The following is a 26,449-nucleotide window of genomic DNA, read 5'->3' on the forward strand; positions in this document are numbered from 1 at the left end:
CCCGCCGGGCGTGTCGGTGCGTGTCGCCCTGCCGGGGCGTCCCGTCGGCCGGAGCCGGCGGTGCCGACGGGCCGGCCGCGGGCCGGGGTGTCTCCTCGGGCACCACGCCGGCCCGGTCGCGCCCGCACCGTCACGCCTGCGGGCGGCGCGCTACGTCGCGGACCCGGCCCGGCGCGGCGGCCAGTGGGCCTGGAGGGTACGGACCGTTTCCGTGATGGCCGGGCGGCGGGCGGCTCCGGCGCGCCACAGGGCGTACAGCCTGCGCACCGGGCCCGGTTCCAGCGGTACGGCCACGGCGCCCGGCGGCAGGACGCCGGTGCCCAGCCGGGGGACGACCGCCACCCCGAGCCCGGCCGCCACCAGGGCGACGATGGTGTGGTTCTCCTCCGCGACGTGCGCCACGTCCGGCTCGAAGCCGGCCGTGCGCAGCGTCCGCATCAGCCAGTCGTGGCAGACCCGGCCGGGCGGCTGGCACACCCAGCGCTGGCCGCCGAGGTCCGAGCGCCGGACGGTCCCGCGCGTGGTGAAGGGGTGGCCGGCCGGTACCACCAGGTCGCACAGGTCGTCCCCGATGAGGGCCTGTTCCACGCCCTCGGGCGCGGGCAGCGGGGCGATGTCCCAGTCGTGGGCCACCGCCAGGTCGGTGACGCCGCGGGCCACCAGGTCCACGGACAGGTGCGGGTCGACCTCGGTGAGCCGCACGTCCAGGGCCGGGTGCCGGGCGGCCAGCTCGGCCAGCACCCCCGGCAGCAGTCCGCGCGCGGCCGACGCGAACGCGGCGACCGTCAGCAGCCCGCTCGGCTGCCCGCGGCGCTCCTCCAGGGTGGTCTCGGCACGCTCCACGATGGCCAGCAACTCCTGCGCGGTGTCGGCCAGGTGGCGGGCCTCCTCGGTCAGGGCGACCCCGCGCCCGCGCCGCTCCAGCAGGGTGGTGCGGGTCTCCCGCTCCAGCTTGGCGATCTGCTGCGAGACCGCGGACGGGGTGTAGCCGAGGGCGGCCGCCGCGGCCGCGACCGAACCGTGGACCGATACGGCGTGCAAGGCGCGCAGCCGGGCGAGATCGAGCATGCCCCCATCCTATTCGTAAGCGGTGCTTCATCCATCGGGGAAGAGATTCGCGCTGGTGCTACATGGTTCACCGAGGTGATGCTCGGTCCATGCGTCCCGTACACACCGCACTCGCCGTGCTCGTCGCCGCCGTCTGGGGCTTCAACTTCGTGGTCATCGAGATCGGACTCGGCCACTTCCCGCCCCTGCTGCTGTCCGCGCTGCGCTTCCTCGTCGCCGCCCTGCCCGCCGTGTTCTTCGTCGGGCGGCCCAAGGTCGCCCTCAAGTGGATCGTGGGCGTGGGGATCGCCCTCGGCATCGCCAAGTTCGGCCTGCTCTTCACCGGCATGGACGCGGGGATGCCGGCCGGGCTGTCCTCCCTCGTCCTGCAGGTCCAGGCCGTCTTCACCGCCGTCCTCGCCGCCGTCGTGCTGCGCGAGCGGCCGGGCCCGGTGCGGGTGACCGGCATGGCCGTGGCGCTGGCCGGGATCGCGGTGGCCGCCGTGGACGGGGGGACCTCCGGGCCGGTGCTCGGCTTCGCCCTGGTCGTGGCGGCCGCCGCCTGCTGGGGCGTCTCCAACGTCCTGACCCGCAAGGCCTCCCCGCCCGACGCGCTGAACTTCATGGTGTGGGTGTGCACCGTTCCCGTGCTGCCGCTGTTCGGGCTGTCGCTGCTCCTGGAGGGGCCCGAGCGGGACCTCGCCGCGCTGCGGGCCCTGGACTGGTCCGGGGTCGGCGTCATCGCGTACGTCGCGTGGGTCTCGACCGTCTTCGGCTTCGGGGCCTGGGGCTGGCTGCTGCGCCGCTACCCGGCCTCGTCCGTGGCCCCGTTCAGCCTGCTGGTGCCGGTCTTCGGCATGTCCTCGGCGGCCCTGGTGCTGGGGGAGCAGGTGTCGGGCCTGCGCTGGGTGGCGGCGGTGCTGCTGGTCGGCGGGGTGGCCCTGACGTCCCTGGCCCCCGCGCGGCCCCGGGACCGTACGGCGGGCGTCAGCGCGGCGAGCCGTCCTGCAGGGGCAGCCGCCAGTCCTGTCCGATGAGGGAGACCCCGTACGAACGGTGCGGGCGCTCGGCGACCAGGGAGAAGCCGGCCCGCAGGTAGAGCTCGCGGGCGGCGGTCAGCACGTCGTTGGTCCACAGCACCAGCTCGCGGTAGCCGACCGAGCGGGCGAAGGCGACGACCGTGTCGACCAGCAGCCCGCCGATGCCGCGGCCGCGACCCTCCGGGTCGACCAGGAGCAGCCTGAGCCGGGCGGTGCCGGGGGCGCCGTCCTCCCGTACGCACATCACCGAGCCCACGGGCCGGCCGTCCAGCTCGGCGATCCAGACGCGTTCCAGGTACGGGTCGTGGTCCTCGGCGAAGTCCGCGACGATCCGGGCCACCAGGCCCTCGAACCCGGCGTTCCAGCCGTACTCGGCGGCGTACAGCGCGCCGTGGCGCTGCACGATCCAGCCCAGGTCGCCGGGCTCCGGGTCGCGCAGGCGCACACCCTGCGCCTCGGGGGCCTCGGGGGCCTCGGGGGCCTCGGGCGTCCGGGGTGCCGCGGGCGTGTCCATGGCGCCCGAGGATAGCGCGCGGGGCGGGCCGGGGGGACGTCGCGCGACCGCCGCCCCGCGCTGCGCCGTCCGGGTGGGCCGGGGGCGTTCCCGGCGGGTTACTTCCTGCCGCCGCCGAGGATCTGGCCCAGGAGGTCGGCGAGGCCGCCGCCCGCACCCGCGGGGCCCGCACCGGGCGCTCCGCCCGCCGGCGCTCCGGCGCCGGCCGGGGCGCCGGGGGTCTTGCCGGCGGCCGCGCGCTTGGCGAACACCGCCAGCACCACCGGGATCAGCATCTCGATGACCCGGCTGACGGTCGCCGCGGGGATGCCGGTCTTCTTCGAGACGGCGTTGGCGACGGGCCGGCTCAGCTTGGCCAGCACCCCGGCCATCATGCCGCCGCTCAGCAGCCCGCCCAGGCCGCCGCCGAGCGTGGAGACGCCCTGCAGCGGGGGCTCGGAGACCTCGGCGAAGGCCTGCCGCACCTCCGCGCCGTCCTCGTCGTCAGCGCCGGCCTTCTCCTGGAGGCCGCCGGCCATCGCGCCCACCGTCGTGGTCACGGCGTCGCGGGCGCCGGCGGCGTCCGTGCCGAGCAGCGAGGCGATCTCGTTCAGCCGGTCGTCACCGAGCTCGCCCAGCACGTCGTCCTGGAAAGAGGATTCGCTCATGCCTGAAACGCTACGTCTGTGCCGATTCACCGGCACCTCGGGTAGGCGTTGGGTAACGGAAACGTAAATCTGGGACTCCGGATGCAACCCTCCCGGGGGGCCGCGGGTCGTATGGTGCGTCGGCACTTCCGGGGAGGGATCTGGGGGGATCGGGAAGTCCGACGAGGGAGGGGTAACCGTGAGGGGGTCCGGCCGTGAGGCGGGACCCCCTTCGCGCTGTCCACAGGCCTGACGGGATGTCGGCGCCGCCCGGTAGCTTCGGGGCATGGCAACGGACGGGGTACGCGCGGCGGAGCGGCCGGCGGTGCAACTGGCGGTGGTCGAGGGTGTGCTCGAGCGCATCACCTACGCCAACGAGGACAGCGGCTACACGGTCGCCCGCGTCGACACCGGCCGCGGCGGCGGCGACCTCCTCACCGTGGTCGGCTCCCTGCTCGGGGCGCAGCCCGGGGAGTCGCTGCGCATGGAGGGCCGTTGGGGCTCGCACCCGCAGTACGGCCGCCAGTTCAGCGTGGAGAACTACCGTACGGTCCTGCCCGCCACCATCCAGGGCATCCGGCGCTACCTCGGCTCCGGACTGATCAAGGGCATCGGACCGAAGATCGCCGACCGGATCGTGGAGCACTTCGGCACCGCCACGCTCGACGTGATCGAGGCCGAGCCGAAGCGGCTGATCGAGGTGCCCGGGCTCGGCCCCAAGCGGACGAAGCTGATCGGGGCCGCCTGGGAGGAGCAGAAGGCCATCAAGGAGGTCATGGTCTTCCTCCAGGGCGTGGGCGTCTCCACCTCCATCGCGGTGCGCATCTACAAGAAGTACGCCGACGCCTCCATCTCCGTCGTCAGGAACCAGCCCTACCGGCTCGCCGCCGACGTGTGGGGCATCGGCTTCCTCACCGCCGACCGCATCGCCCAGGCCGTCGGGATCCCGCACGACAGCCCCGAGCGGGTCAAGGCCGGGCTGCAGTACGCCCTGTCCCAGTCCACCGACCAGGGCCACTGCTTCCTGCCCGAGGAGAAGCTCATCGCCGACGGCGTCAAGCTGCTCCAGGTCGACACCGGGCTGGTCATCGAGTGCCTGGCCGAACTGGCCGCCGACCCGGAGGGAGTCGTCCGGGAGTCCGTGCCGGACCCGCAGGGCGGCCCGGACCCGCTGACCGCCGTCTACCTGGTGCCCTTCCACCGGGCCGAGCTGTCCCTGGTCGGGCAGGTGCGCCGGCTGCTCCACGCGGAGCACGACCGGATGCCGTCCTTCCAGGACGTGGACTGGGACAAGGCCCTCGGCTGGCTCGCCGGGCGCACGGGGGCCGCGCTCGCGCCCGAGCAGCGGGACGCGGTCAGGCTTGCGCTGACCCGCCGGGTCGCCGTCCTCACCGGCGGCCCCGGCTGCGGCAAGTCCTTCACCGTGCGCTCGATCGTCGAGCTGGCCCGGGCCAAGAAGGCCAAGGTGGTGCTGGCCGCGCCCACCGGCCGGGCGGCGAAGCGGCTGTCGGAGCTCACCGGCGCGGAGGCCTCCACCGTGCACCGGTTGCTGGAGCTCAAACCGGGAGGGGACGCGGCCTACGACCGGGACCGGCCGCTGGACGCCGACCTGGTCGTGGTCGACGAGGCCTCGATGCTGGACCTGCTGCTGGCCAACAAGCTGGTCAAGGCCGTGGCACCGGGCGCCCACCTGCTGCTCGTGGGAGACGTGGACCAGCTGCCGTCGGTCGGCGCCGGGGAGGTGCTCCGGGACCTGCTGGCGGAGGGCGGCCCGGTGCCCGCGGTGCGCCTGACCCGGATCTTCCGGCAGGCACAGCAGTCCGGCGTCGTCACCAACGCGCACCGGATCAACACCGGTGTCCAGCCCATCACCGACGGCCTGCCGGACTTCTTCCTCTTCCCCGAGGAGGACACCGAGGCGGCGGGCGTGCTGGCCGTGGACGTGGCCGCCCGCAGGATCCCCGCCCGGTTCGGTCTCGACCCGAGGCGGGACGTCCAGGTGCTCGCCCCCATGCACCGCGGCCCGGCGGGCGCCGGCCACCTCAACGGGCTGCTCCAGCAGGCGATGACGCCCGCCCGGCCCGACCTGCCGGAGAAGCGGTTCGGTGGCCGGGTCTTCCGGGTGGGCGACAAGGTCACCCAGATCCGCAACAACTACGACAAGGGCGCCAACGGCGTCTTCAACGGCACGGTCGGCGTCGTCATCGGCCTGGACGTGGACGAGCAGCGCCTGACGGTGCGGACGGAGGAGGACGAGGAGATCGGCTACGAGTTCTCCGAACTCGACGAGCTGGCCCACGCCTACGCCGTCACCATCCACCGCTCGCAGGGGAGTGAATACCCCGCCGTGGTGATCCCGGTCACCACCGGAGCTTGGATGATGCTCCAGCGAAATCTGCTCTACACGGCGGTGACCAGGGCGAAGAAACTCGTCGTCCTCGTCGGGTCCCGAAAAGCCCTCGGCCAGGCGGTGCGTACCGTTTCCGCAGGCAGGAGGTACACGGCGGTCGCGCCACGGCTGTCCGGACGGATACCGGTGGGAAACATCACCTAGATGATCGATCATTTGGGGTTCCCGCCACCGTGCGGAGGGGGCAGGATGAGCAGGTTGGCGGCACTCAGTGCCGTCAGAAAGACCAAAGGCCGACCCCGAGTGCACTCTCCTGCGCCAAATGGGGGAAGGTAGAGGCAGTCAGGGCACCTCGAAGAAGAGGCACTACGTCGGTGAGGGATGACGTGAGCGACAACTCTGTAGTACTCCGGTACGCGGACGGCGAATACACCTACCCGGTGGTCGAGAGCACCGTCGGCGACCAGGGCTTCGACATCTCGAAGCTGCGGGCCCAGACCGGGCTCGTCACGCTGGACAGCGGCTACGGCAACACCGCGGCCTACAAGTCCGCGATCACCTACCTCGACGGTGAGCAGGGCATCCTGCGGTACCGCGGCTACCCGATCGAGCAGCTGGCGGAGCGTTCGTCCTTCATCGAGGTGGCCTACCTGCTGATCAACGGTGAGCTGCCGACCGTCGACCAGCTCGCGTCGTTCCGCAACGAGATCACCCAGCACACGCTGCTGCACGAGGACGTCAAGCGCTTCTACGACGGCTTCCCGCGCGACGCGCACCCGATGGCGATGCTGTCCTCCGTGGTCAGCGCGCTGTCGACGTTCTACCAGGACAGCCACAACCCCTTCGACGAGACGCAGCGCCACCTCTCGACGATCCGGCTGCTGGCCAAGCTCCCGACGATCGCGGCCTACGCCTACAAGAAGTCGGTCGGCCACCCGGTGGTCTACCCGCGCAACGACCTCGGCTACGTCGAGAACTTCCTGCGCATGACCTTCTCCGTGCCGGCCCAGGAGTACGACCTGGACCCGGTCGTCGTCTCCGCGCTCGACAAGCTGCTGATCCTGCACGCGGACCACGAGCAGAACTGCTCCACCTCCACCGTGCGTCTGGTCGGCTCCTCGCAGGCGAACATGTTCGCCTCGATCTCCGCCGGCATCTCGGCCCTGTGGGGCCCGCTGCACGGCGGCGCCAACCAGTCCGTCCTGGAGATGCTGGAAGGCATCAAGAACGACGGCGGCGACGTCGACGCCTTCATCCGCAAGGTGAAGAACAAGGAGGACGGCGTCCGCCTGATGGGCTTCGGGCACCGCGTCTACAAGAGCTTCGACCCCCGGGCGAAGATCATCAAGGCTGCGGCGCACGACGTCCTCTCGGCGCTCGGCAAGAGCGACGAGCTGCTGGACATCGCGCTCAAGCTGGAAGAGCACGCGCTGGCCGACTCGTACTTCGTCGAGCGCAACCTCTACCCGAACGTGGACTTCTACACCGGTCTGATCTACCGGGCCATGGGCTTCCCGACCGAGATGTTCACCGTGCTCTTCGCGCTCGGCCGCCTCCCCGGCTGGATCGCCCAGTGGCAGGAAATGATCAAGGAGCCGGGTTCCCGCATCGGTCGCCCGCGCCAGATCTACACGGGTGAGGTCCTGCGCGACTTCGTTCCCGTCGAGGCCCGCTGACCCGAGGCCTCCCGGCGCCGCGCACGACGCTGCGGCGCCGACCCGGGCTCACGAGAAGCGCCCCGCCGTCGATCCCCCCACGGGTCGACGGTCGGGGCGCTTCCCTTTTCCCCCCGAAACGGATTCCCCCCACGGGACCCGGATCGGGGCGTCCTTGAGCCGGGACCCGTTCGGGTCGGGAGGGCCGCTCAAAGCCTCCCGCGGGCACGTGTCCCGGCCGGCGGATGCCACGGAAAACCCCCAAGGTTTCCGTGGAACGTCCCCCAAGACGTTCCTGGCATCGCCCCATTAGACCTGTCGCGACCCCGGATGGTTACGTTGAGGTCACTGTGATCTGCGTCTCCCGTGAAGGAAGTGTGGGAACGATGCGAAGGCGATCCACTAGCGGAAGGACCGCAACCGCAGGCTGTTGGTCACCACGAAGACCGAGGAGAAGGCCATCGCGGCCCCAGCGATCATCGGATTGAGCAGGCCGGCCGCCGCCAGCGGGAGGGCGGCGACGTTGTAGCCGAAGGCCCAGAACAGGTTGCCCTTGATGGTGGCCAGGGTCCGGCGGGAGAGCCGGATCGCGTCCGCCGCCACCCGCAGGTCACCGCGTACGAGCGTCAGGTCCCCGGCCTCGATGGCCGCGTCGGTGCCGGTGCCCATGGCCAGCCCCAGGTCCGCCTGGGCCAGCGCCGCCGCGTCGTTGACCCCGTCGCCGACCATGGCGACCGTACGGCCCTCGGCCTGGAGGCGGCGCACGACGTCCACCTTGTCCTGCGGGAGCACCTCGGCGATCACCTCGTCGATACCGACCTCGCGGGCCACCGTCTCGGCGACGGCCTTGTGGTCGCCGGTCAGCAGCACCGGGGTGAGACCCAGTTCCCGCAGTCGGGCGACCGCTTCGGCGCTGGTCTCCTTGACCGCGTCGGCCACGGTCAGGACCCCGCGCGCCGCCCCGTCCCACGCGACCAGCACGGCGGTGCCGCCCTCGGCCTCGGCGGCCGCCTTGGCCCGCGCCAGCCCGGCCGGCAGGGTGATCGACCAGTCCGCCAGCAACTGCTCGCGGCCCACCAGCACGGCGTGGCCGTCGACCACGCCCCGGACCCCGAGACCGGCGAGGTTCTCGAAGCCCTCCGGCACGGGCAGGGTGCCCGCCCGGTCGGCGGCGGCGGTGGCCACGGCCCGGGCGATCGGGTGCTCCGAGGCGTGCTCCAGCGAGCCCGCCAGGCGCAGCAGTTCGCGCTCGTCGACCCCGTCCGCGGTGACGACGCCGGCGAGGGTCATCCGGCCCGTGGTGACGGTCCCGGTCTTGTCGAGGACGACGGTGTCCACGCGACGGGTGGACTCCAGCACCTCGGGGCCCTTGATCAGGATGCCCAGCTGCGCGCCGCGCCCGGTGCCGACCATCAGCGCGGTCGGGGTGGCCAGGCCCAGGGCGCACGGGCAGGCGATGATCAGGACGGCCACGGCGGCGGTGAAGGCGGCCGTCGGGTCGTCGGTGACGAGCAGCCAGGTGACCCAGGTCCCGAGCGCGAGGACCAGGACGACGGGGACGAAGACGCCGGAGATCCGGTCGGCGAGGCGCTGCACCTCTGCCTTGCCGTTCTGCGCGTCCTCCACCAGCCTGGCCATCCGGGCGAGCTGGGTGTCGGCCCCGACCCTGGTCGCCTCGACCACCAGGCGCCCGGAGGTGTTGACGGTGGCGCCGGTGACCGAGTCGCCGACGGCCACCTCCACGGGGACGGATTCGCCGGTCAGCATGGAGGCGTCCACGGCCGAGCTGCCCTCGACGACCGTGCCGTCGGTGGCGATCTTCTCGCCGGGGCGGACCACGAAACGGTCGCCGACGGCGAGCGCGGACACCGGGATGCGGACCTCCTGGCCGCCGCGCAGGACGACGACGTCCTTGGCGCCCAGCTCCAGCAGGGCCCTGAGGGCCGCGCCCGCCTTCCGCTTGGAGCGGGCCTCCAGGTAGCGGCCGAGCAGGATGAAGGTGACGACCCCGGCCGCGACCTCCAGGTAGATGGCGGAGGAGCCGTCCGCGCGGGACGTGCTGAGGTCGAAGCCGTGCCGCATGCCGGGCATGCCCGCGTGGCCGAAGAACAGCGCCCACAGCGACCAGGCGAAGGCGGCGAGCGTGCCGACCGAGACCAGGGTGTCCATGGTCGCGGCGCCGTGCCGGGCGTTGGTCCAGGCGGCCCTGTGGAAGGGGAAGCCGCCCCAGACCACGACGGGAGCCGCCAGGGTCAGGGAGAGCCACTGCCAGTTGTCGAACTGGAGGGCGGGGACCATCGCGAGCAGGACGACGGGCAGCGCGAGCGCGGCCGAGACCAGCAGCCGCTGCCGCAGGGCGGACAGCACCGGGTCGGGAGCCGCGGCCGGCTCCTCCTCGCCCGGCGCCGGGGCGGGCGGGGCGGGCGGCGCGGGTTCCTCGGCGGTGTAGCCGGTCTTCACGACGGTCGCGATCAGGTCCGCGACCTGGACGTCGCCGCCGTAGGAGACGTGGGCCTTCTCGGTGGCGTAGTTCACCGTGGCCTCGACGCCGTCCATCCGGTTGAGCTTCTTCTCGATGCGGGCCGCGCAGGAGGCGCAGGTCATCCCGCCGATCGAGAGTTCGACCGCCATTATCGGTCCGTCGTGCACTGTGCTGGTCATGTTCCGGCTCCAGGGGGATGGCCGGGCCGTACGGGTCCAGTATGAGCTGGCCGGCACGGCCCGGCGGGGTGCTGCGAAGTGCCGCGGGTGCTGCCGAAGGAGGGAGCGGGTGCCGCTCAGGCCCGGCCGGCGAACTCGTAGCCGGCCTCGTCCACGGCGGCGCGGACGTCCTCGTCGGCGAACGGGGTGGCGGAGACCACGGTGACCTCGCCCGACGCGGCGACGGCCTTGACCGAGGTGACGCCCGGAAGGGCGGAGACCTCGCTGGTCACCGCGCCCTCGCAGTGGCCGCAGGTCATGCCGGTCACCCGGTAGACGGTCGTGGTCTGGGTGTCCGTCTCGGCACTCATGTCGTTCTCCTCTTCAGGGGCGTGTCCGGTCACCGGGAGGGGTGGCCGATGACTCCACCGTCCTCCCGACGATCCGAGACTATACCCCTAGGGGGTATAAAGCGAGCATGGGCGTCCGGTCATTGCGTGCCGTGGCGGGCTCAGTCCTCCCGGCGGCCCCGGTTGCCGGGCCGGCGGGCCACCCAGGCCCGGACCGTCTCGGCGTACCAGTACGGCTTGCCGCCCTCGACGTGGTCGGGCGGCGGGAGCAGCCCGTGCTTGCGGTAGGAGCGCACAGTGTCCGGCTGGACCCGGATGTGTGCGGCGATCTCCTTGTACGACCACAGCTGTCGGTCGCTCATCGTGGACACCTCCTGCCCCACGCCGCCGGGCCGGCCGGGCGGCCGTCGGGGGATCCGGCGCGTGGACGCTGACGATCACTCGCGTTGTGCCCGGCGAACGACGCGGGACGAGCGCCCGGGAGGGGCTGTCGACCCCCTGTGACGGAAAACCCGCGTAACGCGGACATGCGTGACAGAAGGGCGACCCCTGTGACCGGAGAGTCACAGGGGTCGCACGAGAAGAGCGCAGCGCGCCCCGGGAGCCGCGGGGGAGGGCTCAGCGGTACAGGTCGGGCCGTTCCGCGAGCTCCACCACGGTCCGTACGCCGCCGCGCGCGGCCGCGAGGCCCGCCTCGGAGACGGCCGCCGCCGCGTAGCCGTCCCACGCGTCGGGCCCCGCCACCCGCCCGCGGGCGGCGGCGGCCACCCACCGCCGCAGCTGCCGGTCGTAGGCGTCGGCGAAGCGCACCGTGTAGTCCTGGTCGATCGCGCCGCCCCAGCGGCCCGCCGCCTGCACCACCATCGCGTGGCCGTCGCCGATCCGGGCGCTGCCCGCCTCGCCGACCGCCTCGCACTGCACCTGGTAGCCGAAACCGCAGTTGACGAAGATCTCCACGTCGACGACGGCCCCGCCGGAGGTCTCCAGCAGCACCATCCGGGGGTCGCTCAGTCCCTCCGGGGCGGCCGACGTCGGCCGCGGCGAGAGCACCGTCACCGCCGTGATCTCCTGCCCCAGCAGCCAGCGGGCCGCGTCCACCTCGTGCACCACGGAATCGCTGATCAGCATGTCGCTGGTGAAGAAGGACGGCGAGGAGGCGTTGCGGTGCCGGCAGTGCAGGAAGAGCGGACGGCCGATCCCGCCCGCGTCCAGCAGCTCCTTCAACCGCTCGTACTCGGCGTCGTGCCGCCGCATGAACCCCACCTGCACCAGGCGCCGCCCCAGCCGCTGTTCGGCCTCCATGACGCGCAGCGCCCCCGCCGGCTCCGGGGTGAGCGGCTTCTCGCACAGCACCGGCAGCCCCCGCCGCAGGGCCTGCAGGATCGCTTCCTCGTGGGCGGGCCCGGGGGACGCGATCAGTACCGCCTGGACCCCGGGCGCGGCTATCGCCGCCGCCGGGTCGGTGTGCGCGCTCGCGCCGTCGACGGAGCCCGCGACCTCCTTGACCCGGTCACCGTCCGGATCGGCCACGGCCACCACCCGCGCCCCGCCGACGGTCCGCCCGAACCGGCGCACGTGGTCCGCGCCCATCTTCCCGGTGCCGATGACGGCGATGCCGAGCGTGCTGGTCATGTCGTGTTCCCTCCGGAAGGTCAGCGGGCGCCGCAGGAGCGCAGGTAGGCACGGGTACGGCGGGCGATCGGCAGCGGCCGGTCGGGCGGACAGGGGTACATGTCCTGCTCCACGATCGCGAACAGGTCCACCCCCAGCCGCTGGGCCGCCGCCAGTACGGGCTCCAGCGCGGGCACACCCGACGGCGGCTCGCACATCACCCCGCGGCCCACGGCCGGCCCGAAGGGCAGCTCCTGCGCGACGACTTCGGCGAGGACACGCGGGTCCACCTGCTTGAGGTGCAGGTAGCCGATCCGCTCCGCGAAGGTCTCGACGGCCCGCACGCTGTCCCCGCCGCAGTACGCGTAGTGGCCGGTGTCCAGGCAGAGGGAGACCAGGCCGGGGTCGGTGGCGTCCAGGAAGCGGGCCACGTTCTCCGGGGTGTCGATGTGGGTGTCGGCGTGCGGATGGACCACGATCCGCAACCCGTACCGGTCCTGCACCTCACGGCCGAGGCGCTCGGTCTGGGAGGCCAGGTGGCGCCACTGGGCGGGGGTGAGGGTGCGGTCCTCCAGCACCTTCCCCGTCTTGTCGTCCCGCCAGAAGGAGGGGATGACGACGAGATGGGCGGCGCCCACGTCCCGGGTCAGCGCGGCGATCCGCGACACGTGCTCCCAGGTCTCCTCCCACACGGCGGGCCCGTGATGGAGTCCGGTGAAGACGGTTCCGGCCGAGACCCGCAGGCCCCGCGCGGCCGTCTCCTCGGCGAGGCGGGCCGGGTCCGTGGGGAGGTAGCCGTACGGCCCGAGCTCGATCCACTCGTAGCCGGCCTCGGCCACTTCGTCGAGGAATCGCCGCCAAGGGGTCTGCTGCGGGTCGTCGGGGAACCAGACACCCCAGGAGTCCGGAGCCGAACCGATGCGGATACGGGTCAACGCGGGCGGGGAGGACGTCATAACGGCCACCTTAGGGTGGAGGACGAGTGGGAGGACTGACTGTGACCGGCACCGGCGATCCGTATCCGTTCGACCTGATCACGATGGGCCGGACCGGGGTGGATCTCTACCCGTTGGCGACCGGCGTACCACTGGCCGAGGCGGAGACCTTCGGCAGGTTCCTCGGCGGCTCCCCGGCGAACGTGGCCGTCGCGGCGGCCCGTCTGGGCCGGCGGGTGGCGCTGATCAGCCGGACCGGAGCGGACCCCTTCGGGACGTACCTGCGCAATGAGCTGCGGGGCTTCGGGGTGGACGACCGGTGGGTGACCGAGGTCGCCGGGCTGCCCACGCCGATCACCTTCTGCGAGATGTTCCCGCCCGACCGGTTCCCCCTGTACTTCTACCGGCTGCCGAAGGCCCCGGACCTGGAGATCGCGGCGGACGAGGTCGACCTGGACGCGGTACGGGCGGCCCGCGTGTTCTGGATGACGGGCACGGGCCTGAGCGAGGAGCCCTCGCGGGCGGCGACGCTGGCCGCGCTGGAGGCCCGCGGGCGCGGCCGTCCCGGGGCCACGATGTTCGACCTCGACTGGCGGCCGATGCTGTGGCGGGAGAAGCCGGAGCCGTACTACGAGCGGGCGCTCGCGCACGCCACGGTGGCCGTCGGGAACGAGGAGGAGTGCGAGATCGCCACCGGCGAGTCCGACCCGTGGGCGGCGGCCCGGGCGCTGCTCGCCGCCGGAGTGGAACTGGCGGTGGTCAAGCGCGGCCCCGAGGGCGTGCTGGCGGTCCACCGCGACGGAACGGTGGCGCAGGCGCCGCCGGTCGCGGTGGACGTGGTCAACGGCCTCGGCGCGGGCGACGCGTTCGGCGGGGCGCTGTGCCACGGGCTGCTGGCGGGATGGGAGTTGGGGCGTGTCGTGCGGTACGCGAACGCGGCGGGGGCGATCGTGGCCTCGCGGCTGGCGTGCTCCAGCGCGATGCCGTTCCCGCACGAGGTGGAGGAGGTGCTGGCGCGTGCCGGTGGTGTCTGAGTGGGAGATGGACTGGACCCGGCTGCGGGTGCTGGCCCTTGAGCCGGGTGAGACCTACGGCTTCGAGGCGGGGGAGTGCGAGTGGATCGTGCTCCCGCTGTCGGGCGGCTGCGAGGTCCGCTGCCGGGCTCTGCCCGGACCCGCGCCTCAAACGCCGACGGGGCTGGGTGTGCCGGCGTTCGAGGCGCGGGGGTTCGGGGACGGCGCCCCCGCGGCGGAGCCGCACGTCTTCGAACTGCGGGGGCGCAGCGGAGTCTTCGCCGGGCCGACCGACTTCGCGTACGTGCCGCGGGACGCGCACACCGGGATCAGCTCCGCCGCAGGGGGCCGGTTCGCGCTCGCCGGGGCCCGCTGCGAGCAGCGCCTGCCCCCGCGCTACGGCCCCGCCGAGGCCGTCGCCGTCGAGCTGCGCGGCGCGGGCCACTGCTCGCGCCAGGTCAACAACTTCGCCGCCGCCGGCCCCACCGGCTTCGCGTGCGACCGGCTGATCGCCGTCGAGGTCCTCACCCCCGGCGGGAACTGGTCCTCGTACCCCCCGCACAAGCACGACGAGCACCACCCCGGCGAGGAGTCCCGCCTGGAGGAGATCTACTGGTTCGAGATCGCCCCGCACGGGGACGTCCCCGGCCTCGGGTACCAGCGCGTCACGCCCTCCCCGGCGGGGAAGACCGACATCCTGACCGAGGTGCGCACCGGCGACGCCGTGCTGATCCCGGACGGCTGGCACGGCCCGTCCATCGCCGCCCCCGGGCACGACATGTACTACCTGAACGTGATGGCCGGACCGGACACCGGCGGGCCCCGGGAGTGGCTCATCCGCGACCACCCCGACCACGGGTGGATCCGCGGCAGCTGGGACGGGCAGGACGTCGACCCCCGGCTGCCGTTCCCCCGAACAGGAGCGGAGGACCACCGATGAGGCTCACCGTCGCGCAGGCGCTCGTACGCTTCCTCGCCGCCCAGTACACCGAGCGCGACGGCCGCCGCCACCGGCTGGTCGCCGCGACCTGGGGGATCTTCGGGCACGGGAACGTCGCCGGGATCGGCCAGGCCCTCCTGGAGACCGGCGGCACCGGCCCCGGCGGCATGCCCTTCCTCCAGGGCCGCAACGAGCAGGCCATGGTGCACGCCGCCGTCGGCTACGCACGCCAGAGCGGCCGGCTGTCCACCCACGCCGTCACCACCTCCATCGGCCCCGGCGCCACCAACCTGGTCACCGGCGCCGCCCTCGCCACCATCAACCGGATCCCGGTGCTCCTGCTGCCCGGGGACACCTTCGCCACCCGCCCCGCCGATCCCGTGCTGCAGCAGCTGGAGGTGCCCCATGCCGGGGACGTCTCCGTCAACGACGCCCTGCGGCCCGTCTCCCGCCACTTCGACCGGGTCACCCGCCCCGAGGCCTTGGTCCCCGCCGCCCTCCAGGCCGTGCGCGTGCTCACCGACCCGGTGCAGACCGGCGCCGTCACCCTCGCGCTGCCGCAGGACGTGCAGGCGGAGGCGTACGACTGGCCCGAGGAGTTCTTCGCCGAGCGGGTCTGGCGCGTCCGCCGCCCGCGGCCCGACCGCGCCGAGCTGGCCGCCACCGCCGACGCCGTACGGGGCTCCGCGCGCCCCCTGATCGTCGCCGGCGGCGGGATCCGGCACAGCGGGGCGCAGACCGCCCTCGCCGCCCTCGCCGAGGCCACCGGGATCCCGGTGGCCGTCACGCAGGCGGGCAAGGGCGTGCTCCCGCACGGCCATCCCGCCGACGTCGGCGGGATCGGCCACACCGGCACGGCCACCGCCGACGCCCTCGCCCGGGAGGCCGATGTGGTCCTCGCCGCGGGGACCCGGCTCAGCGACTTCACCACCGCCTCGGCCACCCTGTTCCAGAACCCGGCCGTCCGTTTCGTCGGCCTCAACCTGGACCCGTACGACGCCCACAAGCTCGCCGCCCGCCCGCTGGTCGCCGACGCCCGGGAGGCCCTCGGCGAACTCGCGGCGGCACTGGCCGGCCACCGGGTGGACGCCGCGTACGAGGCGGCGTACCGGAGGGAGGCCGCCCGCTGGGACGCCGTCGTCGACCGGGCGTACGCCGTGCCCGCACCCGAGGAGGACCTCCCGCCCACCCAGGCCCAGGTGCTCGGCCTCCTCGACGCCCTCGTCGACGCCGGCGACATCCTGGTCAACGCCGCCGGCTCGCTCCCCGGGGACCTGCACAAGCTGTGGCGGGCCCGGTCCGCGGACCAGTACCACGTGGAGTACGGCTACTCCTGCATGGGCTACGAGATCCCCGCCGCCCTCGGGGTCGCGCTCGCCGCGCCCGGCCGGCCCGTGTGGGCACTGGTCGGCGACGGGACGTACCTGATGAACCCGACCGAGATCGTCACGGCCGTGCAGGAGCGCGTCCCGATCAGGGTGGTCGTCCTGGACAACCACGGCTACGCCTCCATCGGCGGTCTCTCGGGGGCGGTGGGCGCCGAGGGCTTCGGCACCGCCTACCGCTTCCGGGCGGCCGACGGCTCGTACACCGGGGACCCCCTCCCGGTGGACCTCGCGGCCAACGCGGCCTCCCTCGGAATGGCCGTCATCCGCGCCCGCACCGTACGTGACCTGCGGGAAGCCCTCATCGAGGCCCGCTCGGCGACGCGTCCCACATGTGTCTACGTACAGACCCGAACGCCCGACACTGTGTCGGGCCCACCCCCGGCACAGGCGTGGTGGGATGTTCCTGTGGCCGAGACCGCGACCCGCAAGGCGGCGTCCGAGGCCCGTGAAGAGTACGACCGGCAAGCCGCGCAGCGACGTCGCCATCTGTGAAGGAGCAATAGGCATGAAGACCGTCAACCACTGGATCGGTGGCAAGACCGTCGAGGGCGCGTCGGGCAACTACGGCCCGGTCACCGACCCGGCCACCGGCGAGGTCACCACGCAGGTCGCGCTCGCGTCCACCGAGGAGGTCGACGCCGCCGTACAGGTCGCGAAGGAGGCGTTCCTGTCCTGGGGGCAGTCCTCGCTGGCCGCCCGCACCAAGGTGCTCTTCGCCTACCGGGCCCTGCTCGACGCCAACCGCGACGCCGTCGCCGAGCTGATCACCGCCGAGCACGGCAAGGTGCACTCGGACGCGCTGGGCGAGGTCGCGCGCGGCCTGGAGATCGTCGAGCTGGCCTGCGGGATCACCACGCAGCTCAAGGGCGAGCTGTCGACGTCGGTGTCGAACCGGGTCGACGTCTCCGCGATCCGCCAGCCGCTGGGCGTCGTCGCGGGCATCACGCCCTTCAACTTCCCCGCGATGGTCCCGATGTGGATGTTCCCGCTGGCCATCGCCTGCGGCAACACCTTCGTCCTCAAGCCGAGCGAGAAGGACCCGTCGGCGTCCGTCAAGCTGGCCGAGCTGATGACCGAGGCCGGTCTGCCGGCGGGCGTGCTCAATGTGGTCCACGGCGACAAGGTCGCCGTCGACGCGCTCCTCGCCCACCCCGACATCGCGGCCGTCTCCTTCGTCGGCTCCACCCCGATCGCCCGCCACATCCACACCACCGCCTCCGCCAACGGCAAGCGCGTGCAGGCGCTCGGCGGCGCCAAGAACCACATGCTGGTCCTGCCCGACGCCGACCTGGACGCGGCAGCGGACGCGGCGGTCTCCGCGGCCTACGGCTCGGCCGGTGAGCGCTGCATGGCCATCTCCGCCGTCGTCGCCGTCGGCTCCATCGGCGACGCGCTGGTCGAGAAGATCCGCGAGCGCGCCGAGAAGATCAAGATCGGCCCCGGCAACGACCCGACCTCCGAGATGGGTCCGCTGATCACGGCCGCCCACCGCGACAAGGTCGCCTCGTACGTCAAGGGCGCGGCCGCGCAGGGCGCCGACGTGGTCCTGGACGGCACCGGCTACACCGTGGAAGGCAACGAGAACGGCCACTGGATCGGCCTGTCGCTGCTCGACCACGTGCGCACCGACTCCGACGCCTACCGCGACGAGATCTTCGGCCCGGTGCTGTGCGTCCTGCGCACGGAGACCTACGAGGAGGGCGTGGCCCTCATCAACGCCTCGCCGTTCGGCAACGGCACCGCGATCTTCACCCGCGACGGCGGCGCCGCCCGCCGCTTCCAGCTGGAGATCGAGGCCGGCATGGTCGGCGTCAACGTCCCGATCCCGGTGCCGGTGGGCTACCACTCCTTCGGCGGCTGGAAGGACTCGCTCTTCGGGGACCACCACATCTACGGCAACGACGGCATCCACTTCTACACCCGCGGCAAGGTCGTCACGACCCGCTGGCCGGACCCCTCGGACGCCCCCGCCGGCGTGGACCTGGGCTTCCCCCGCAACCACTGACCGCACGCCGCAGTCCCGCGCCGGCGCCCGCCCCGGACCGGCCCCCGCCCCCCCCGCGACCTCACCGCGGGGGGCGGGTGCCGTTCCGGGGCGGGATCAGAAGCGGGACCAGACGTCGGCTGCGGCCGTGTCGGCCCAGACCGCGTCCCCGTGGCCGTGGCCCGGGACCACGGTGAAGGAGACGTGCTCGTTGCCGCCCGCCCGGATCAGTTCCGCACCGCGCGGCCGGTCGCCGCGGCCCAGCTCGGTGTTGATCCAGACCACCTCGGCCGTGATGCGGTCCCAGGCGATGCCGTAGGTGGTGTCGTCACCCGCCCAGACCGCGGCGAGGTCCCGCATCAGGGCGGCCGGCAGGAGCCCGCTGCCGAGCTGTGAGGTCGCCGCGTGCCAGGTGGACAGCGGGGTGCGGGTCAGCGCGAAGCGGTCCTCGGCCGGCGTGGCGCCGAAGGCGTAGGTACCGGCGCCGTGGCCCCGGGTGTGGATCCAGTTCGCCGGCCCCGGGAGGGCGGCCGTGCGGATCAGCGCGAAGTGGGCCAGCCCGGCGTGGGTGAAGCGCCGCGCCGGGTCCGGCGGCCAGGGCGCCGGGGAGACGCCGTCCGGATCGGCGACCGCTTTCGCGATCACGGCCGCGAGCCCCGGATCGACGAAGGGGACCCCCTGCGCCAGCCGGGTGGCGTACGCGTCCCGGGTGTCGGCCGCCCGCTGCGCGAGCTCGCCCGTGTACGGCCCGGTCGTGTCCAGGGCCACGACCCGGCGCAGCCGCGGCGAGGCGTCGTGCGAGGCCGCGTCCAGCGCCAGCGCGGCCCCGGCCGAGTGGCCGACGTACTCGTACGGCAGCCCCAGTACGGCGTCCAGCGCGTCCACCACCCCGGCCAGGTCCCGGCGGTGCGCCTCCAGCCCCCACTCCGCGGAGACGTCGGCGGCCGCGGCGGCGTCCTCGCGCGGGGTGACTCCGACGACGAGCAGGCCGCGGCGGCGCAGCTCGTGGGCGAGGTGGCGCCCGCCCCGGCCGCCCGGGGTGAAGAACTCCGCCGCGAAGTTCAGGCCGCCGCCGGGCAGCAGGTACGCGATCCCCCGCGGTGCCCGCGCCGTGTCCGCGACCACGTCCACGGTGACGGGGGCCGGGCCGCCGTCGTCGAGCGGGAGGGTGAGGCGGATCCAGCCGTCGCCGGGCAGGTAGGCGGCGGTGCCGGTGCCCAGGGTGCCCTCGATGCGGGTCAGCAGCCCGATGCCCCTGGCCGCGTCGCCGTGCTGTCGTTCCGTCACAGGTGTCCCCCCTTGAGCCGGTGTCGGCCCTGAGCCGTGATGGCCGGATACCGTCACGTGGGGACACCCTCGCCGGTCAGCGCGTTCCAGCCAAGTCCAGGACGGCTTCGTCCTGTTCGCTCTCGGCGCGACGGCGCCGGCGCAGCACCCGTGCGGTGACGCCCGCGCCCGCCAGCACCAGGAGCAGGCCCACGGCGGGCCAGGGCACGGCGACGAAGTCGGTTTCGGACCGGGAGACGAGATCGGGGTGCGCCGCCGCGCCCGCGGTGATCCTGACCGTCACCCAGTCCGACTGGGGGGCGTCCGGCCACGGCTCGGTCAGCTCGATCCGCTGGCCGGGCAGCAGGGTCAGCTTCAGCTCACGTGCGGGCCGGTCCAGCACCCGGCGCCCGAACAGGCCCTCCGCGGCGACCGCCACCCTGGGCTCGACGACCACGTTGCCCCGGTTGACCAGCGCGTACGAGACGGTCGCCCGCGCGTCCTTGACCCAGGGCAGCAGCGGGGCGGACCGGCTGACCCGCACGTCCTCCACGCTCAGCCCGGGAGTGACCGGGCCGGGTACCCGGAAGTAGAGGCGGGCGCCCACCGAACGCTTCACCCCGACCTGGACCTTGCCCTCCCGCTGCACGCCCTCCACGGCGGTGCCCAGCGCCACGATCCCGCCCACGTGGTCGCCGGGCGTCGCGTCCGCCGGGACCTTCACCGTGAAGGGGATGTCCTTGCGTCCCTTGGCCGGCACGGTGACGGTGCCCGCCGCCTCCGGGGCCAGGGCGATCCACGCGCCGACGTCCTTCGGCCGCGTCTCCACCGGCAGCAGGGCGAACGCACCGCCCGCCGGGGTGTTCACGGCGTCGGTGGCGAAGACCTGGAACGTCAGCTCCCGGTCGGAGGAGTTCAGGACCGTCACGCTGTCGGTGAGGGTGCTCCCGGCCGCGCCCTGGTGGAAGAAGTAGGCGCGGTCGGTCATGGCGGCCCCGGCCGCGGGGGTCGGGAACACCCCCCACGTGCCGTTGTCCGCGGCCGTCGCCGGGCCGGCCGGCAGCAGCAGGCCCGCGCACAGCGTCAGCAGGCCGAGGAGCAGACCGTACGGGGAGGTGCGGGTGCGGCTGGGCGTACTGCTGCGGGTGCGCATGGGCGGTCTCCAGTCGGCGCGGAAAAGGGGAAGGGGTGGTGCGGCGCCGGAGCGCCGCACCACCCTGGTGGAGCGGCCGTGCGGTCGTGCGGTCGTCCCGCCGGGCGGGTGGTGGCGTCGTACGGCTCGACTCGCCGGGCGGGTCGTGGCGTCGTGCGGGCCGTGCGGGTCAGGCGATCGAGAAGGTGACGACCGTCTGGTAGGTGTCGGCGAACATGAAGGCCGGGAGCTGGATCATCCCGGCGCCGCCGACGGCGAACTCACCACCGGTCAGCTCGTCACCGCCGGCGGCCTGGGAGGCCACCTTCATCGGGACGTCGGAGATCGCGCCGGGCGTGCCCGCGGTGCAGGTGCTCGGGCTGTCCGGGTTGGTCACCGTGCAGGACGGCTGGATGCCGATCTGCGCCTTCGCCATCGAGTGGCCGGTGGTCTGGTTCAGGAACGGCGTGCGCGTCGCCGTCACGTCCCAGCCGAGCGAGCCGCCGCGGAAGTCCTGGACGGTCGCGGCGTTGAACACGCCGACCACCGACTGGGCCTTGCCGTTGATGGTGACCGCGCCGAAGCTGACGGCCGGCTGGCCGTCCTTCGGCCCCAGGGCCAGCGGTCCGGGGAGGACCTCGACGTCGACCGGGTTCTTCACGCCCGGCTGGTCCTCCATGAACACGAAGGACTTGTACGGGGTGATCGACCCGTCGATCCTGATCGCGTCGGCCTTCTTGGTGACCGTGATGTTGCAGGTCGCGGCGCCGGACGCGTCGGCCGTTCCGGTACCGGTGTCACCGGTCGCCGCCCCGGCGAGCAGGGCCGAGCAGGTGACCGGACCGGCCGGGAAGTTGGCGCCGTTCACGACGACGGCGGTGCCCGCCGGGCCGCTGTTGGGCGTCAGCCTCGTGGTGACCGGGTCCTTGGGCAGCGCCTCGACCGCGACCGACCCGAGCGGGGCGCTCGGGCGGGGCGCCGGGGTACAGGTGGTGGTGAACACCGACCCGGAGAGGTCCGCGTCGGTCACCGCGAGGTCGAGGGCGACCTGGACGGTCGTGCCCTCACTGCCGTCCGGGATCATGATGGTGCCGGAGAACGCCTTGGGGTCGAGCGGCTGCCCGGCGACGACGGACACGGTCTCCGGCGGGCTGGTCACGACCTGGGTGGTCGCGCCGACCTTGAGGGTGATCTTGGAGGTGTTCACCGTGGTGACGGAGAACGAGGGGATCAGCGGGCTCGCACCCGGGTCGATCGTGATCGGGACGACGTCGCCCGCCTTCGCGCCGTCGGGCAGCGTCACGGTCCAGTTCTGGTTGCCCGAGCCGTCCGGCTGCGGCGCCGGGGCGTCGCAGTTCTCGAAGACGACCGTGGTCCTGGTCGCGGCCTGCGCGGGGCCCGCCAGGCCCGCCACTGCGCCGGTGAGGGCCAGCGACAGGGCCCCCGCCCCTGCCAGCACTCTGCGTCGATGCGTTCTCGTACTCACTGGGTCGCGACTCCTTCGTCATGACGAACCCTCCCCCCACCCGCTGTGTGAGGGAGGCCGAGCCGGTGCGGTGGCCGATATTGACGCGTCACGGTGATGAGAAGTCAATGACTTGCTTTCGCGCGAAGCACACAGAAATTGATGGGCCATCAGGGAAGGGCTGATGGCCCATCGGGTACCGGCCGGTCGGGGTCGGAGCGGTAAGGGTCGCTCCGGCCGCCGGGGCGGCCGACGGTCGAGGCGTTATCCGGCCGTGTTCGACGGAGTTGCGGAAGGCGGAGCGGTGGTGGGGGAGCCGGTGGTGGCGGTGGGAGCGGTGGCGGTGGGAGCGGTGGGGGTGGCGGGATCGGGGGTGGACGTGGGTGCGTGGGTGGACGTGGGTGCGGGGGTGGGGGTGGCCGGGGTGGGGACGCTGGTGGGGACGTGCAGGAGGAGGTTCGGGGTGCCGGCCGGGAGCCCGGTGATCCGGTCGGGCACGGCGCCGCGCACCAGGGCCTCGGACACCTGAGCCGGCGTGCGCACCGTACCGCCGGCCAGGAGCAGCGCGGCGGCCCCCGCCACGTGCGGGGCGGCCATCGAGGTGCCGGAGGAGCGGGCCGTGCCGGTGGTGGAGTCCTTCCGGGCGGAGGTGACGGCCACGCCCGGCGCGAACAGGTCCACGCAGGAGCCGTAGTTGGAGAACGGTGCCCGGCGGTCCGCGGCGTCGGTCGCGCCGACGGTGAGGGCCTGCGGCACGGAGGCAGGCGATCCGCCGCAGGCGTTCCCGCGGTCGTTGCCGGCGGCCGCGATGAAGGTGATCCCGGAGGACACGATCCGCAGGACGGCGGCGTCGAGGGCGCGGCTGCGGCTGCCGCCCATGCTCATGTTGGCCACGGCCGGGGTGCCCGGGGCGCGGGCGGCGTCCTTGACCACCCAGTCGAGACCCTTGAGCATGCCCGACAGGCGTCCGTCGCCGCGGCAGTCGGCCACCTTCACCGAGACGAGGGACACGCCCTTGGCGACCCCGTAGGTCGCCCCGCCCACGGTCCCCGCGACGTGCGTGCCGTGGCCGTTGCAGTCCCGGGAGCCCTCCAGGAACACCGTGTTGAGCCCGGTCCGGGCGCGCCCGCCGAACTCCTGGTGGCGGGTGTCGATCCCGGAGTCGAGGATGTAGACGGTGACGCCCGCGGCCTTCGTGGCGTACGTGTACGAGCCGTCGAGCGGGAGCTCGCGCTGGTCGATCCGGTCCAGCGACCAGGGCGCGGGGCGCTGCGGCTGCGCGGGCGGGGTGTCGACGGCTCCGGTGGTGCGGAAGACGGTGTCCGGTTCCACGGAGGCCACCCGGGGGTCGGCGGCCAGGGCGGCGGCCCGTGCCGCCGTGGTGCGGACGGCGAAGCCGTCGAGTGCGGCCTCGTAGACCGCACCGACCTCGTCACCGGACCGGGCGGCCTCGGCGGCCAGGGCCCGGGCCGGGGCCCGCGAGGCGGTGTCCTTGAGGACGACGACGTACGGGAGGACGGCGTTGCCGGAGGCCGAAGGGGCCGAAGGGGCGGAAGAGGCCGAAGGGGCCGAAGGCGCGGAAGTGGCCGAAGGGGCGGCAGAGATCGAAGAGACCGAAGAGGCCGGGTCGGCGGCGGCGTACGGCGGCGGGGCGACGGCCGCGGGCGCGACCGCCAGCAGCGCGAGGGCGGGGACCAGCGGGACGAAGGGGATCATGCGGCCGATGCTCGGCGAGCGGCCGTACGGGCGCGCGGAGGGTGCGCCGAGTGGCCGCACGACACGCCGCCGCGCGGGTGCCCGCCGGGCCCGGCGGTGGGTGGGCCGTGGGTGCGCCGGACGGCTCAGGGGCCGATCGGCCAGCCGCGCATCGCGAACACGCCCTCGTCACGGGCCCCGGCGGCGTCATAGGTGGCCAGGGCGGCCTCGTTGTCGGTGTCGACCCCCACCCACATGCCGTAGCAGCCGCGCGCCTTCGCCTCGTCCGCGAGGGCCAGGGTCAGGGCGCGGCCGATGCCGCGGCGCCGGTAGCCCTCGTCCACGGACAGCTCGTAGAGGCACATCTCCGTGCCCTTGTCGGGGTGGACCATCTCGATGCCGGAGACCATCCCGGCGGGCACGCCGTCGACGTAGGCGATGAGCATCAGGTGCCCGGGGGCGGTGAGGAAGCACTCGGACCACTCCTCGCGGGCGGGCCCGTCGAAGAGGGACTCGGCGGCGGAGAGCTCGGCGGGGGTGAGGGCCCGGCGGATGTCCATGGCGGTCACGATAGTGCGCACGCGGCCGGTGGCGGGGCGAAGCCGGGCGCGGCGTGGCGGCGGCCCGGAAACCCCCGGCGGCCCGGGTGCGACGCCGACTAACCTGTCCGGGTCGCCGGAGACTTGAGGGCCTGGGGGGTCGCATCGTGAGGAACGCCGTGGTCACGCCGGAGGGCGACCGGATCCGCTGGGTCGAGCTGCCGGGCGAGGAGCCGGCGCGGGTGTACGTGCACGGCCTCGGCGCCACCTCGCCCGCCTACTTCGCGGCGAGCGCCACCCATCCGCTGCTGGCGGGGCGGCGTTCCCTGCTGGTCGACCTGCTCGGCCACGGGCACAGCGACCGCCCCGAGGACTTCGGTTACACCCTCGAGGAGCACGCCGACGCGCTGGCGGCTGCCCTCACCGGCGCCGGTGTGCGGGGCGCCGAGCTGATCGCCCACAGCATGGGCGGAGCGGTGGCGGTCGTGCTGGCCGACCGGCACCCGCACCTGGTGTCCCGGCTGGTACTCGTCGACGCCAACCTGGATCCGGTGCCGCCCCGCCCCGCGGCCCCCGGGAGCAGCGGGATCGCCTCCTACACCGAGGAGGAGTTCCTGGCCGGCGGCTGGGCCGAGGTGCGCGACAGGGCCGGCGACCACTGGTGGTCGACGATGCGGCTGGCGGGGCGGACCGCCCTGTACCGCAGCGCCGTCCACCTCGCGGCGGGCACCACCCCGACCGTGCGCGAGCTGCTGCTGGAGCTGAGCGTCCCGCGTACCTTCCTGCTGCCCGAGGCGGACGGCCCGCTCCCCGGCGCCGACGCCCTGCGGGCCGCGGGCGTCACCGTGGTGTCCGTGCCCGACTGCGGGCACAACGTCATGCTGGACAACCCGGCGGCCTTCGCCGAGGCCACCGCCGCGGGCCTGACCCCGTAGGCGCTTCTTCCGGCCGGTCCGTGCGGGCGGGGGACCGCCGCAGGGCGCCGGCGGCGAGGGGGGAACTCAACGCCTCCGCAGGCCCCTTGGACCCGCCGGCCCCTTGAACCGTGCGTAGGGACGTGCCGGTGGGCCGGCTAGCCCCGGGCGCGCGGGGACGTGGTGCCGTCGGTCCAGGCGTAGACCCGCTTGCCGCGGACCGCGACCTGGTACTGGTGGAAGTCCCGGCATTCGGTGCGCACTTCGGCCCGCACCGTGCGCGGCCACCACCGGGCGTGCAGGTCCGGGTCGCCCTGCGGCTTCGGGGTTCCGGCCGTGCACCGCGGGCCGTCCAGCGGGGTCTTGCCCAGGTCGAAGCGGATCAGCCGGGCCTCCCCGGTGGTGCGCACCCGTATGCGGACGTCCGTGGCGTCCTTGGGTATCCAGGAGGGCAGCGCGAACGGCGCTTCCGCACGGGCCGGGGCGTCGGCGGCGGTGGCGAAACGCTTGCCCTTCTCCTTGAACACCTTGTGGTCGATCGTGTCCGTGACGGGGTTGGGCGGCAGGTTGGGCAGGGCGAAGGCGGCGGTGGCGAGGACCCCCACGGTGGCGGCGGCGATGACGAGCGGGCGGCGGTTCATGCCTTCCAGTCTCGGCCGGGGGGACCGCCCCGCGCGTCCCTCCTCAGAACGAACCGGATGTTGTCCGCAGGTCTCACACGGCGTCATACCCAAGGGGTGCACCGCAGGGGGTGGGACGGTGGGCCCGGGCACGACACCCCCGAGGCGCCGCACAGTAACCGGCCGGCCCCGCGCCCCGTTGGCCCGGTGACCGTCCGCCGCCCGGCTCCCGAGGACCCCCATGCTCCGTCGTCGCCTCCTCCCCGCCCTCGCCACCGCCACCGCCACAGCGGTGCTCGCCCTCGCGCCCACGGCCTGGGCCGCGCCCGAGGTCCCGGCCGACAAGCCGCAGGTGCTGAGCCGCTGGACCCAGCCCAGCGCCGCCAGTTACGCGCAGTGGGCCGACGCGCGCGAGCACCGCGCCGCCTGGGCCGCGTACGCCTTCGACTGGTCGACCGACCAGTGCACCACCTCCCCGGACAACCCCTTCGGCTTCCCCTTCGCGGCGGCGTGCGCCCGCCACGACTTCGGCTACCGCAACCACCGGGCTGCAGGGACGTTCCCGGCGGCCAAGGCCCGGCTCGACGACGCCTTCCACGCCGACCTGAAGCGCGTGTGCGCCCGCTACACGGGCAACCGCAAGCGCTCGTGCGACGGCACCGCGTGGACGTACTACCAAGCGGTCAGGCTCCTCGGCATTTCCTAGGGGGGTCCGGCGGATCAGG

General features: G+C 73.7%; 22 protein-coding genes and 1 pseudogene. 9 read left to right on the forward strand and 14 right to left on the reverse strand.

The window, feature by feature from the left end; translation table 11 throughout:
• Nucleotides 1-150: 150 nt before the first annotated feature.
• The gene (locus AC2RP6_RS25460) at nucleotides 151-1,068 is read right to left on the reverse strand and encodes a LysR substrate-binding domain-containing protein (protein ID WP_486448295.1); all 918 of its coding nucleotides are present in this window, start codon (nucleotides 1,066-1,068) and stop codon (nucleotides 151-153) included.
• Between the two features lie 89 nt (nucleotides 1,069-1,157).
• Here AC2RP6_RS25460 and AC2RP6_RS25465 point away from each other — a divergent pair, with 89 nt between their 5' ends.
• Nucleotides 1,158-2,084 (forward strand): EamA family transporter, encoded by a 927-nt coding sequence (locus AC2RP6_RS25465; RefSeq protein WP_486448296.1) that lies wholly within the window; start codon nucleotides 1,158-1,160, stop codon nucleotides 2,082-2,084.
• Here the strand turns inward: AC2RP6_RS25465 and AC2RP6_RS25470 are convergent.
• Both AC2RP6_RS25470 and AC2RP6_RS25475 read right to left on the reverse strand, forming a co-directional pair.
• Nucleotides 2,035-2,532: pseudogene (locus AC2RP6_RS25470) on the reverse strand (GNAT family N-acetyltransferase); the annotation flags it as partial. The gene AC2RP6_RS25465 and the pseudogene AC2RP6_RS25470 sit on opposite strands and share 50 nt — an antisense overlap.
• A 167-nt stretch (nucleotides 2,533-2,699) precedes the next feature.
• The gene (locus AC2RP6_RS25475) at nucleotides 2,700-3,248 is read right to left on the reverse strand and encodes a DUF937 domain-containing protein (protein WP_486448297.1); all 549 of its coding nucleotides are present in this window, start codon (nucleotides 3,246-3,248) and stop codon (nucleotides 2,700-2,702) included.
• A 265-nt stretch (nucleotides 3,249-3,513) separates the two neighbouring features.
• Between AC2RP6_RS25475 and recD2 the strand changes: the two genes are divergently transcribed.
• Nucleotides 3,514-5,781 carry an SF1B family DNA helicase RecD2 gene (recD2, locus tag AC2RP6_RS25480; protein ID WP_486448298.1) on the forward strand — a complete coding sequence of 756 codons (2,268 nt, stop codon included), beginning with the start codon at nucleotides 3,514-3,516 and terminating at the stop codon, nucleotides 5,779-5,781.
• Between the two features lie 182 nt (nucleotides 5,782-5,963).
• Nucleotides 5,964-7,253, forward strand: a complete 1,290-nt coding sequence (locus AC2RP6_RS25485; protein WP_350995241.1) for a citrate synthase — start codon at nucleotides 5,964-5,966, stop codon at nucleotides 7,251-7,253.
• A gap of 381 nt (nucleotides 7,254-7,634) precedes the next feature.
• Here AC2RP6_RS25485 and AC2RP6_RS25490 read toward each other — a convergent pair whose 3' ends face one another.
• The 5 genes from AC2RP6_RS25490 to AC2RP6_RS25510 form a co-directional block, all read right to left on the reverse strand.
• The gene (locus AC2RP6_RS25490) at nucleotides 7,635-9,893 is read right to left on the reverse strand and encodes a heavy metal translocating P-type ATPase (RefSeq protein ID WP_486448299.1); all 2,259 of its coding nucleotides are present in this window, start codon (nucleotides 9,891-9,893) and stop codon (nucleotides 7,635-7,637) included.
• Between the two features lie 116 nt (nucleotides 9,894-10,009).
• Nucleotides 10,010-10,243, reverse strand: coding sequence for a heavy-metal-associated domain-containing protein (locus AC2RP6_RS25495; protein ID WP_486448300.1), 234 nt, complete (start codon nucleotides 10,241-10,243; stop codon nucleotides 10,010-10,012).
• A gap of 140 nt (nucleotides 10,244-10,383) precedes the next feature.
• A complete protein-coding gene (locus tag AC2RP6_RS25500; protein WP_030655426.1) occupies nucleotides 10,384-10,584 on the reverse strand; it encodes a helix-turn-helix transcriptional regulator in 201 nt (66 codons plus the stop codon).
• Nucleotides 10,585-10,840: 256 nt separating this feature from the next.
• Nucleotides 10,841-11,854, reverse strand: a complete 1,014-nt coding sequence (locus AC2RP6_RS25505) for a Gfo/Idh/MocA family protein (protein WP_486448301.1) — start codon at nucleotides 11,852-11,854, stop codon at nucleotides 10,841-10,843.
• Between the two features lie 20 nt (nucleotides 11,855-11,874).
• Nucleotides 11,875-12,789: a sugar phosphate isomerase/epimerase family protein gene (locus AC2RP6_RS25510; RefSeq protein WP_486448302.1), complete on the reverse strand. Its 915-nt coding sequence runs from the start codon at nucleotides 12,787-12,789 to the stop codon at nucleotides 11,875-11,877.
• A 26-nt stretch (nucleotides 12,790-12,815) separates the two neighbouring features.
• On the opposite strand from AC2RP6_RS25510, the gene iolC reads away from it, so the two are divergent.
• From iolC to AC2RP6_RS25530, 4 genes are read left to right on the forward strand one after another with little or no spacing between them, the layout of a single operon-like run.
• On the forward strand, nucleotides 12,816-13,802 hold the full coding sequence (gene iolC, locus AC2RP6_RS25515; protein WP_486448303.1) for a 5-dehydro-2-deoxygluconokinase: 987 nt from the start codon (nucleotides 12,816-12,818) through the stop codon (nucleotides 13,800-13,802).
• A 7-nt stretch (nucleotides 13,803-13,809) separates the two neighbouring features.
• Nucleotides 13,810-14,721, forward strand: coding sequence for a 5-deoxy-glucuronate isomerase (gene iolB / locus AC2RP6_RS25520; RefSeq protein ID WP_486450445.1), 912 nt, complete (start codon nucleotides 13,810-13,812; stop codon nucleotides 14,719-14,721).
• A complete protein-coding gene (iolD, locus tag AC2RP6_RS25525; RefSeq protein WP_486448304.1) occupies nucleotides 14,718-16,601 on the forward strand; it encodes a 3D-(3,5/4)-trihydroxycyclohexane-1,2-dione acylhydrolase (decyclizing) in 1,884 nt (627 codons plus the stop codon). The genes iolB and iolD overlap by 4 nt, the downstream gene beginning before the upstream one ends.
• Before the next feature lie 13 nt (nucleotides 16,602-16,614).
• The gene (locus tag AC2RP6_RS25530) at nucleotides 16,615-18,114 is read left to right on the forward strand and encodes a CoA-acylating methylmalonate-semialdehyde dehydrogenase (RefSeq protein ID WP_486448305.1); all 1,500 of its coding nucleotides are present in this window, start codon (nucleotides 16,615-16,617) and stop codon (nucleotides 18,112-18,114) included.
• A gap of 96 nt (nucleotides 18,115-18,210) precedes the next feature.
• Here the strand turns inward: AC2RP6_RS25530 and AC2RP6_RS25535 are convergent, their stop codons facing one another.
• The 5 genes from AC2RP6_RS25535 to AC2RP6_RS25555 all read right to left on the reverse strand — a co-directional run bounded on the left by AC2RP6_RS25535 (nucleotide 18,211) and on the right by AC2RP6_RS25555 (nucleotide 24,211).
• The gene (locus AC2RP6_RS25535; RefSeq protein ID WP_486448306.1) at nucleotides 18,211-19,380 is read right to left on the reverse strand and encodes a hypothetical protein; all 1,170 of its coding nucleotides are present in this window, start codon (nucleotides 19,378-19,380) and stop codon (nucleotides 18,211-18,213) included.
• Between the two features lie 76 nt (nucleotides 19,381-19,456).
• Nucleotides 19,457-20,512, reverse strand: a complete 1,056-nt coding sequence (locus AC2RP6_RS25540) for a WxL protein peptidoglycan domain-containing protein (RefSeq protein WP_486448307.1) — start codon at nucleotides 20,510-20,512, stop codon at nucleotides 19,457-19,459.
• Nucleotides 20,513-20,681: 169 nt separating this feature from the next.
• On the reverse strand, nucleotides 20,682-21,977 hold the full coding sequence (locus tag AC2RP6_RS25545) for a hypothetical protein (RefSeq protein ID WP_486448308.1): 1,296 nt from the start codon (nucleotides 21,975-21,977) through the stop codon (nucleotides 20,682-20,684).
• 243 nt (nucleotides 21,978-22,220) lie between these two features.
• The gene (locus AC2RP6_RS25550) at nucleotides 22,221-23,672 is read right to left on the reverse strand and encodes a S8 family peptidase (RefSeq protein WP_486448309.1); all 1,452 of its coding nucleotides are present in this window, start codon (nucleotides 23,670-23,672) and stop codon (nucleotides 22,221-22,223) included.
• Nucleotides 23,673-23,797: 125 nt separating this feature from the next.
• Nucleotides 23,798-24,211, reverse strand: a complete 414-nt coding sequence (locus tag AC2RP6_RS25555) for a GNAT family N-acetyltransferase (RefSeq protein WP_486448310.1) — start codon at nucleotides 24,209-24,211, stop codon at nucleotides 23,798-23,800.
• Nucleotides 24,212-24,357: 146 nt separating this feature from the next.
• Here AC2RP6_RS25555 and AC2RP6_RS25560 point away from each other — a divergent pair, with 146 nt between their 5' ends.
• Nucleotides 24,358-25,125: an alpha/beta fold hydrolase gene (locus tag AC2RP6_RS25560; protein ID WP_486448311.1), complete on the forward strand. Its 768-nt coding sequence runs from the start codon at nucleotides 24,358-24,360 to the stop codon at nucleotides 25,123-25,125.
• 137 nt (nucleotides 25,126-25,262) lie between these two features.
• On the opposite strand, the gene AC2RP6_RS25565 is transcribed toward AC2RP6_RS25560, so the two are convergent.
• On the reverse strand, nucleotides 25,263-25,745 hold the full coding sequence (locus tag AC2RP6_RS25565; RefSeq protein WP_486448312.1) for a hypothetical protein: 483 nt from the start codon (nucleotides 25,743-25,745) through the stop codon (nucleotides 25,263-25,265).
• A 220-nt stretch (nucleotides 25,746-25,965) separates the two neighbouring features.
• Here AC2RP6_RS25565 and AC2RP6_RS25570 point away from each other — a divergent pair, with 220 nt between their 5' ends.
• Entirely contained in the window at nucleotides 25,966-26,430 is a 465-nt protein-coding gene (locus AC2RP6_RS25570) for a phospholipase (protein ID WP_486448313.1), read from the forward strand.
• The last annotated feature ends 19 nt before the right edge of the window (nucleotides 26,431-26,449 follow it).

It is taken from the genome of Streptomyces sp. WAC03905 (assembly GCF_057371075.1).

Coding starts and splice junctions, on each gene's coding strand:
- AC2RP6_RS25460 (WP_486448295.1), bottom strand. CDS start 1,068: ATGCTCGATCTCGCCCGGCTGCGCGCCTTGCACGCCGTATCGGTCCAC.
- AC2RP6_RS25465 (WP_486448296.1), top strand. CDS start 1,158: ATGCGTCCCGTACACACCGCACTCGCCGTGCTCGTCGCCGCCGTCTGG.
- AC2RP6_RS25475 (WP_486448297.1), bottom strand. CDS start 3,248: ATGAGCGAATCCTCTTTCCAGGACGACGTGCTGGGCGAGCTCGGTGAC.
- recD2 (WP_486448298.1), top strand. CDS start 3,514: ATGGCAACGGACGGGGTACGCGCGGCGGAGCGGCCGGCGGTGCAACTG.
- AC2RP6_RS25490 (WP_486448299.1), bottom strand. CDS start 9,893: ATGACCAGCACAGTGCACGACGGACCGATAATGGCGGTCGAACTCTCG.
- AC2RP6_RS25495 (WP_486448300.1), bottom strand. CDS start 10,243: ATGAGTGCCGAGACGGACACCCAGACCACGACCGTCTACCGGGTGACC.
- AC2RP6_RS25500 (WP_030655426.1), bottom strand. CDS start 10,584: ATGAGCGACCGACAGCTGTGGTCGTACAAGGAGATCGCCGCACACATC.
- AC2RP6_RS25505 (WP_486448301.1), bottom strand. CDS start 11,854: ATGACCAGCACGCTCGGCATCGCCGTCATCGGCACCGGGAAGATGGGC.
- AC2RP6_RS25510 (WP_486448302.1), bottom strand. CDS start 12,789: ATGACGTCCTCCCCGCCCGCGTTGACCCGTATCCGCATCGGTTCGGCT.
- iolB (WP_486450445.1), top strand. CDS start 13,810: ATGGACTGGACCCGGCTGCGGGTGCTGGCCCTTGAGCCGGGTGAGACC.
- iolD (WP_486448304.1), top strand. CDS start 14,718: ATGAGGCTCACCGTCGCGCAGGCGCTCGTACGCTTCCTCGCCGCCCAG.
- AC2RP6_RS25530 (WP_486448305.1), top strand. CDS start 16,615: ATGAAGACCGTCAACCACTGGATCGGTGGCAAGACCGTCGAGGGCGCG.
- AC2RP6_RS25540 (WP_486448307.1), bottom strand. CDS start 20,512: ATGCGCACCCGCAGCAGTACGCCCAGCCGCACCCGCACCTCCCCGTAC.
- AC2RP6_RS25550 (WP_486448309.1), bottom strand. CDS start 23,672: ATGATCCCCTTCGTCCCGCTGGTCCCCGCCCTCGCGCTGCTGGCGGTC.
- AC2RP6_RS25555 (WP_486448310.1), bottom strand. CDS start 24,211: ATGGACATCCGCCGGGCCCTCACCCCCGCCGAGCTCTCCGCCGCCGAG.
- AC2RP6_RS25565 (WP_486448312.1), bottom strand. CDS start 25,745: ATGAACCGCCGCCCGCTCGTCATCGCCGCCGCCACCGTGGGGGTCCTC.
- AC2RP6_RS25570 (WP_486448313.1), top strand. CDS start 25,966: ATGCTCCGTCGTCGCCTCCTCCCCGCCCTCGCCACCGCCACCGCCACA.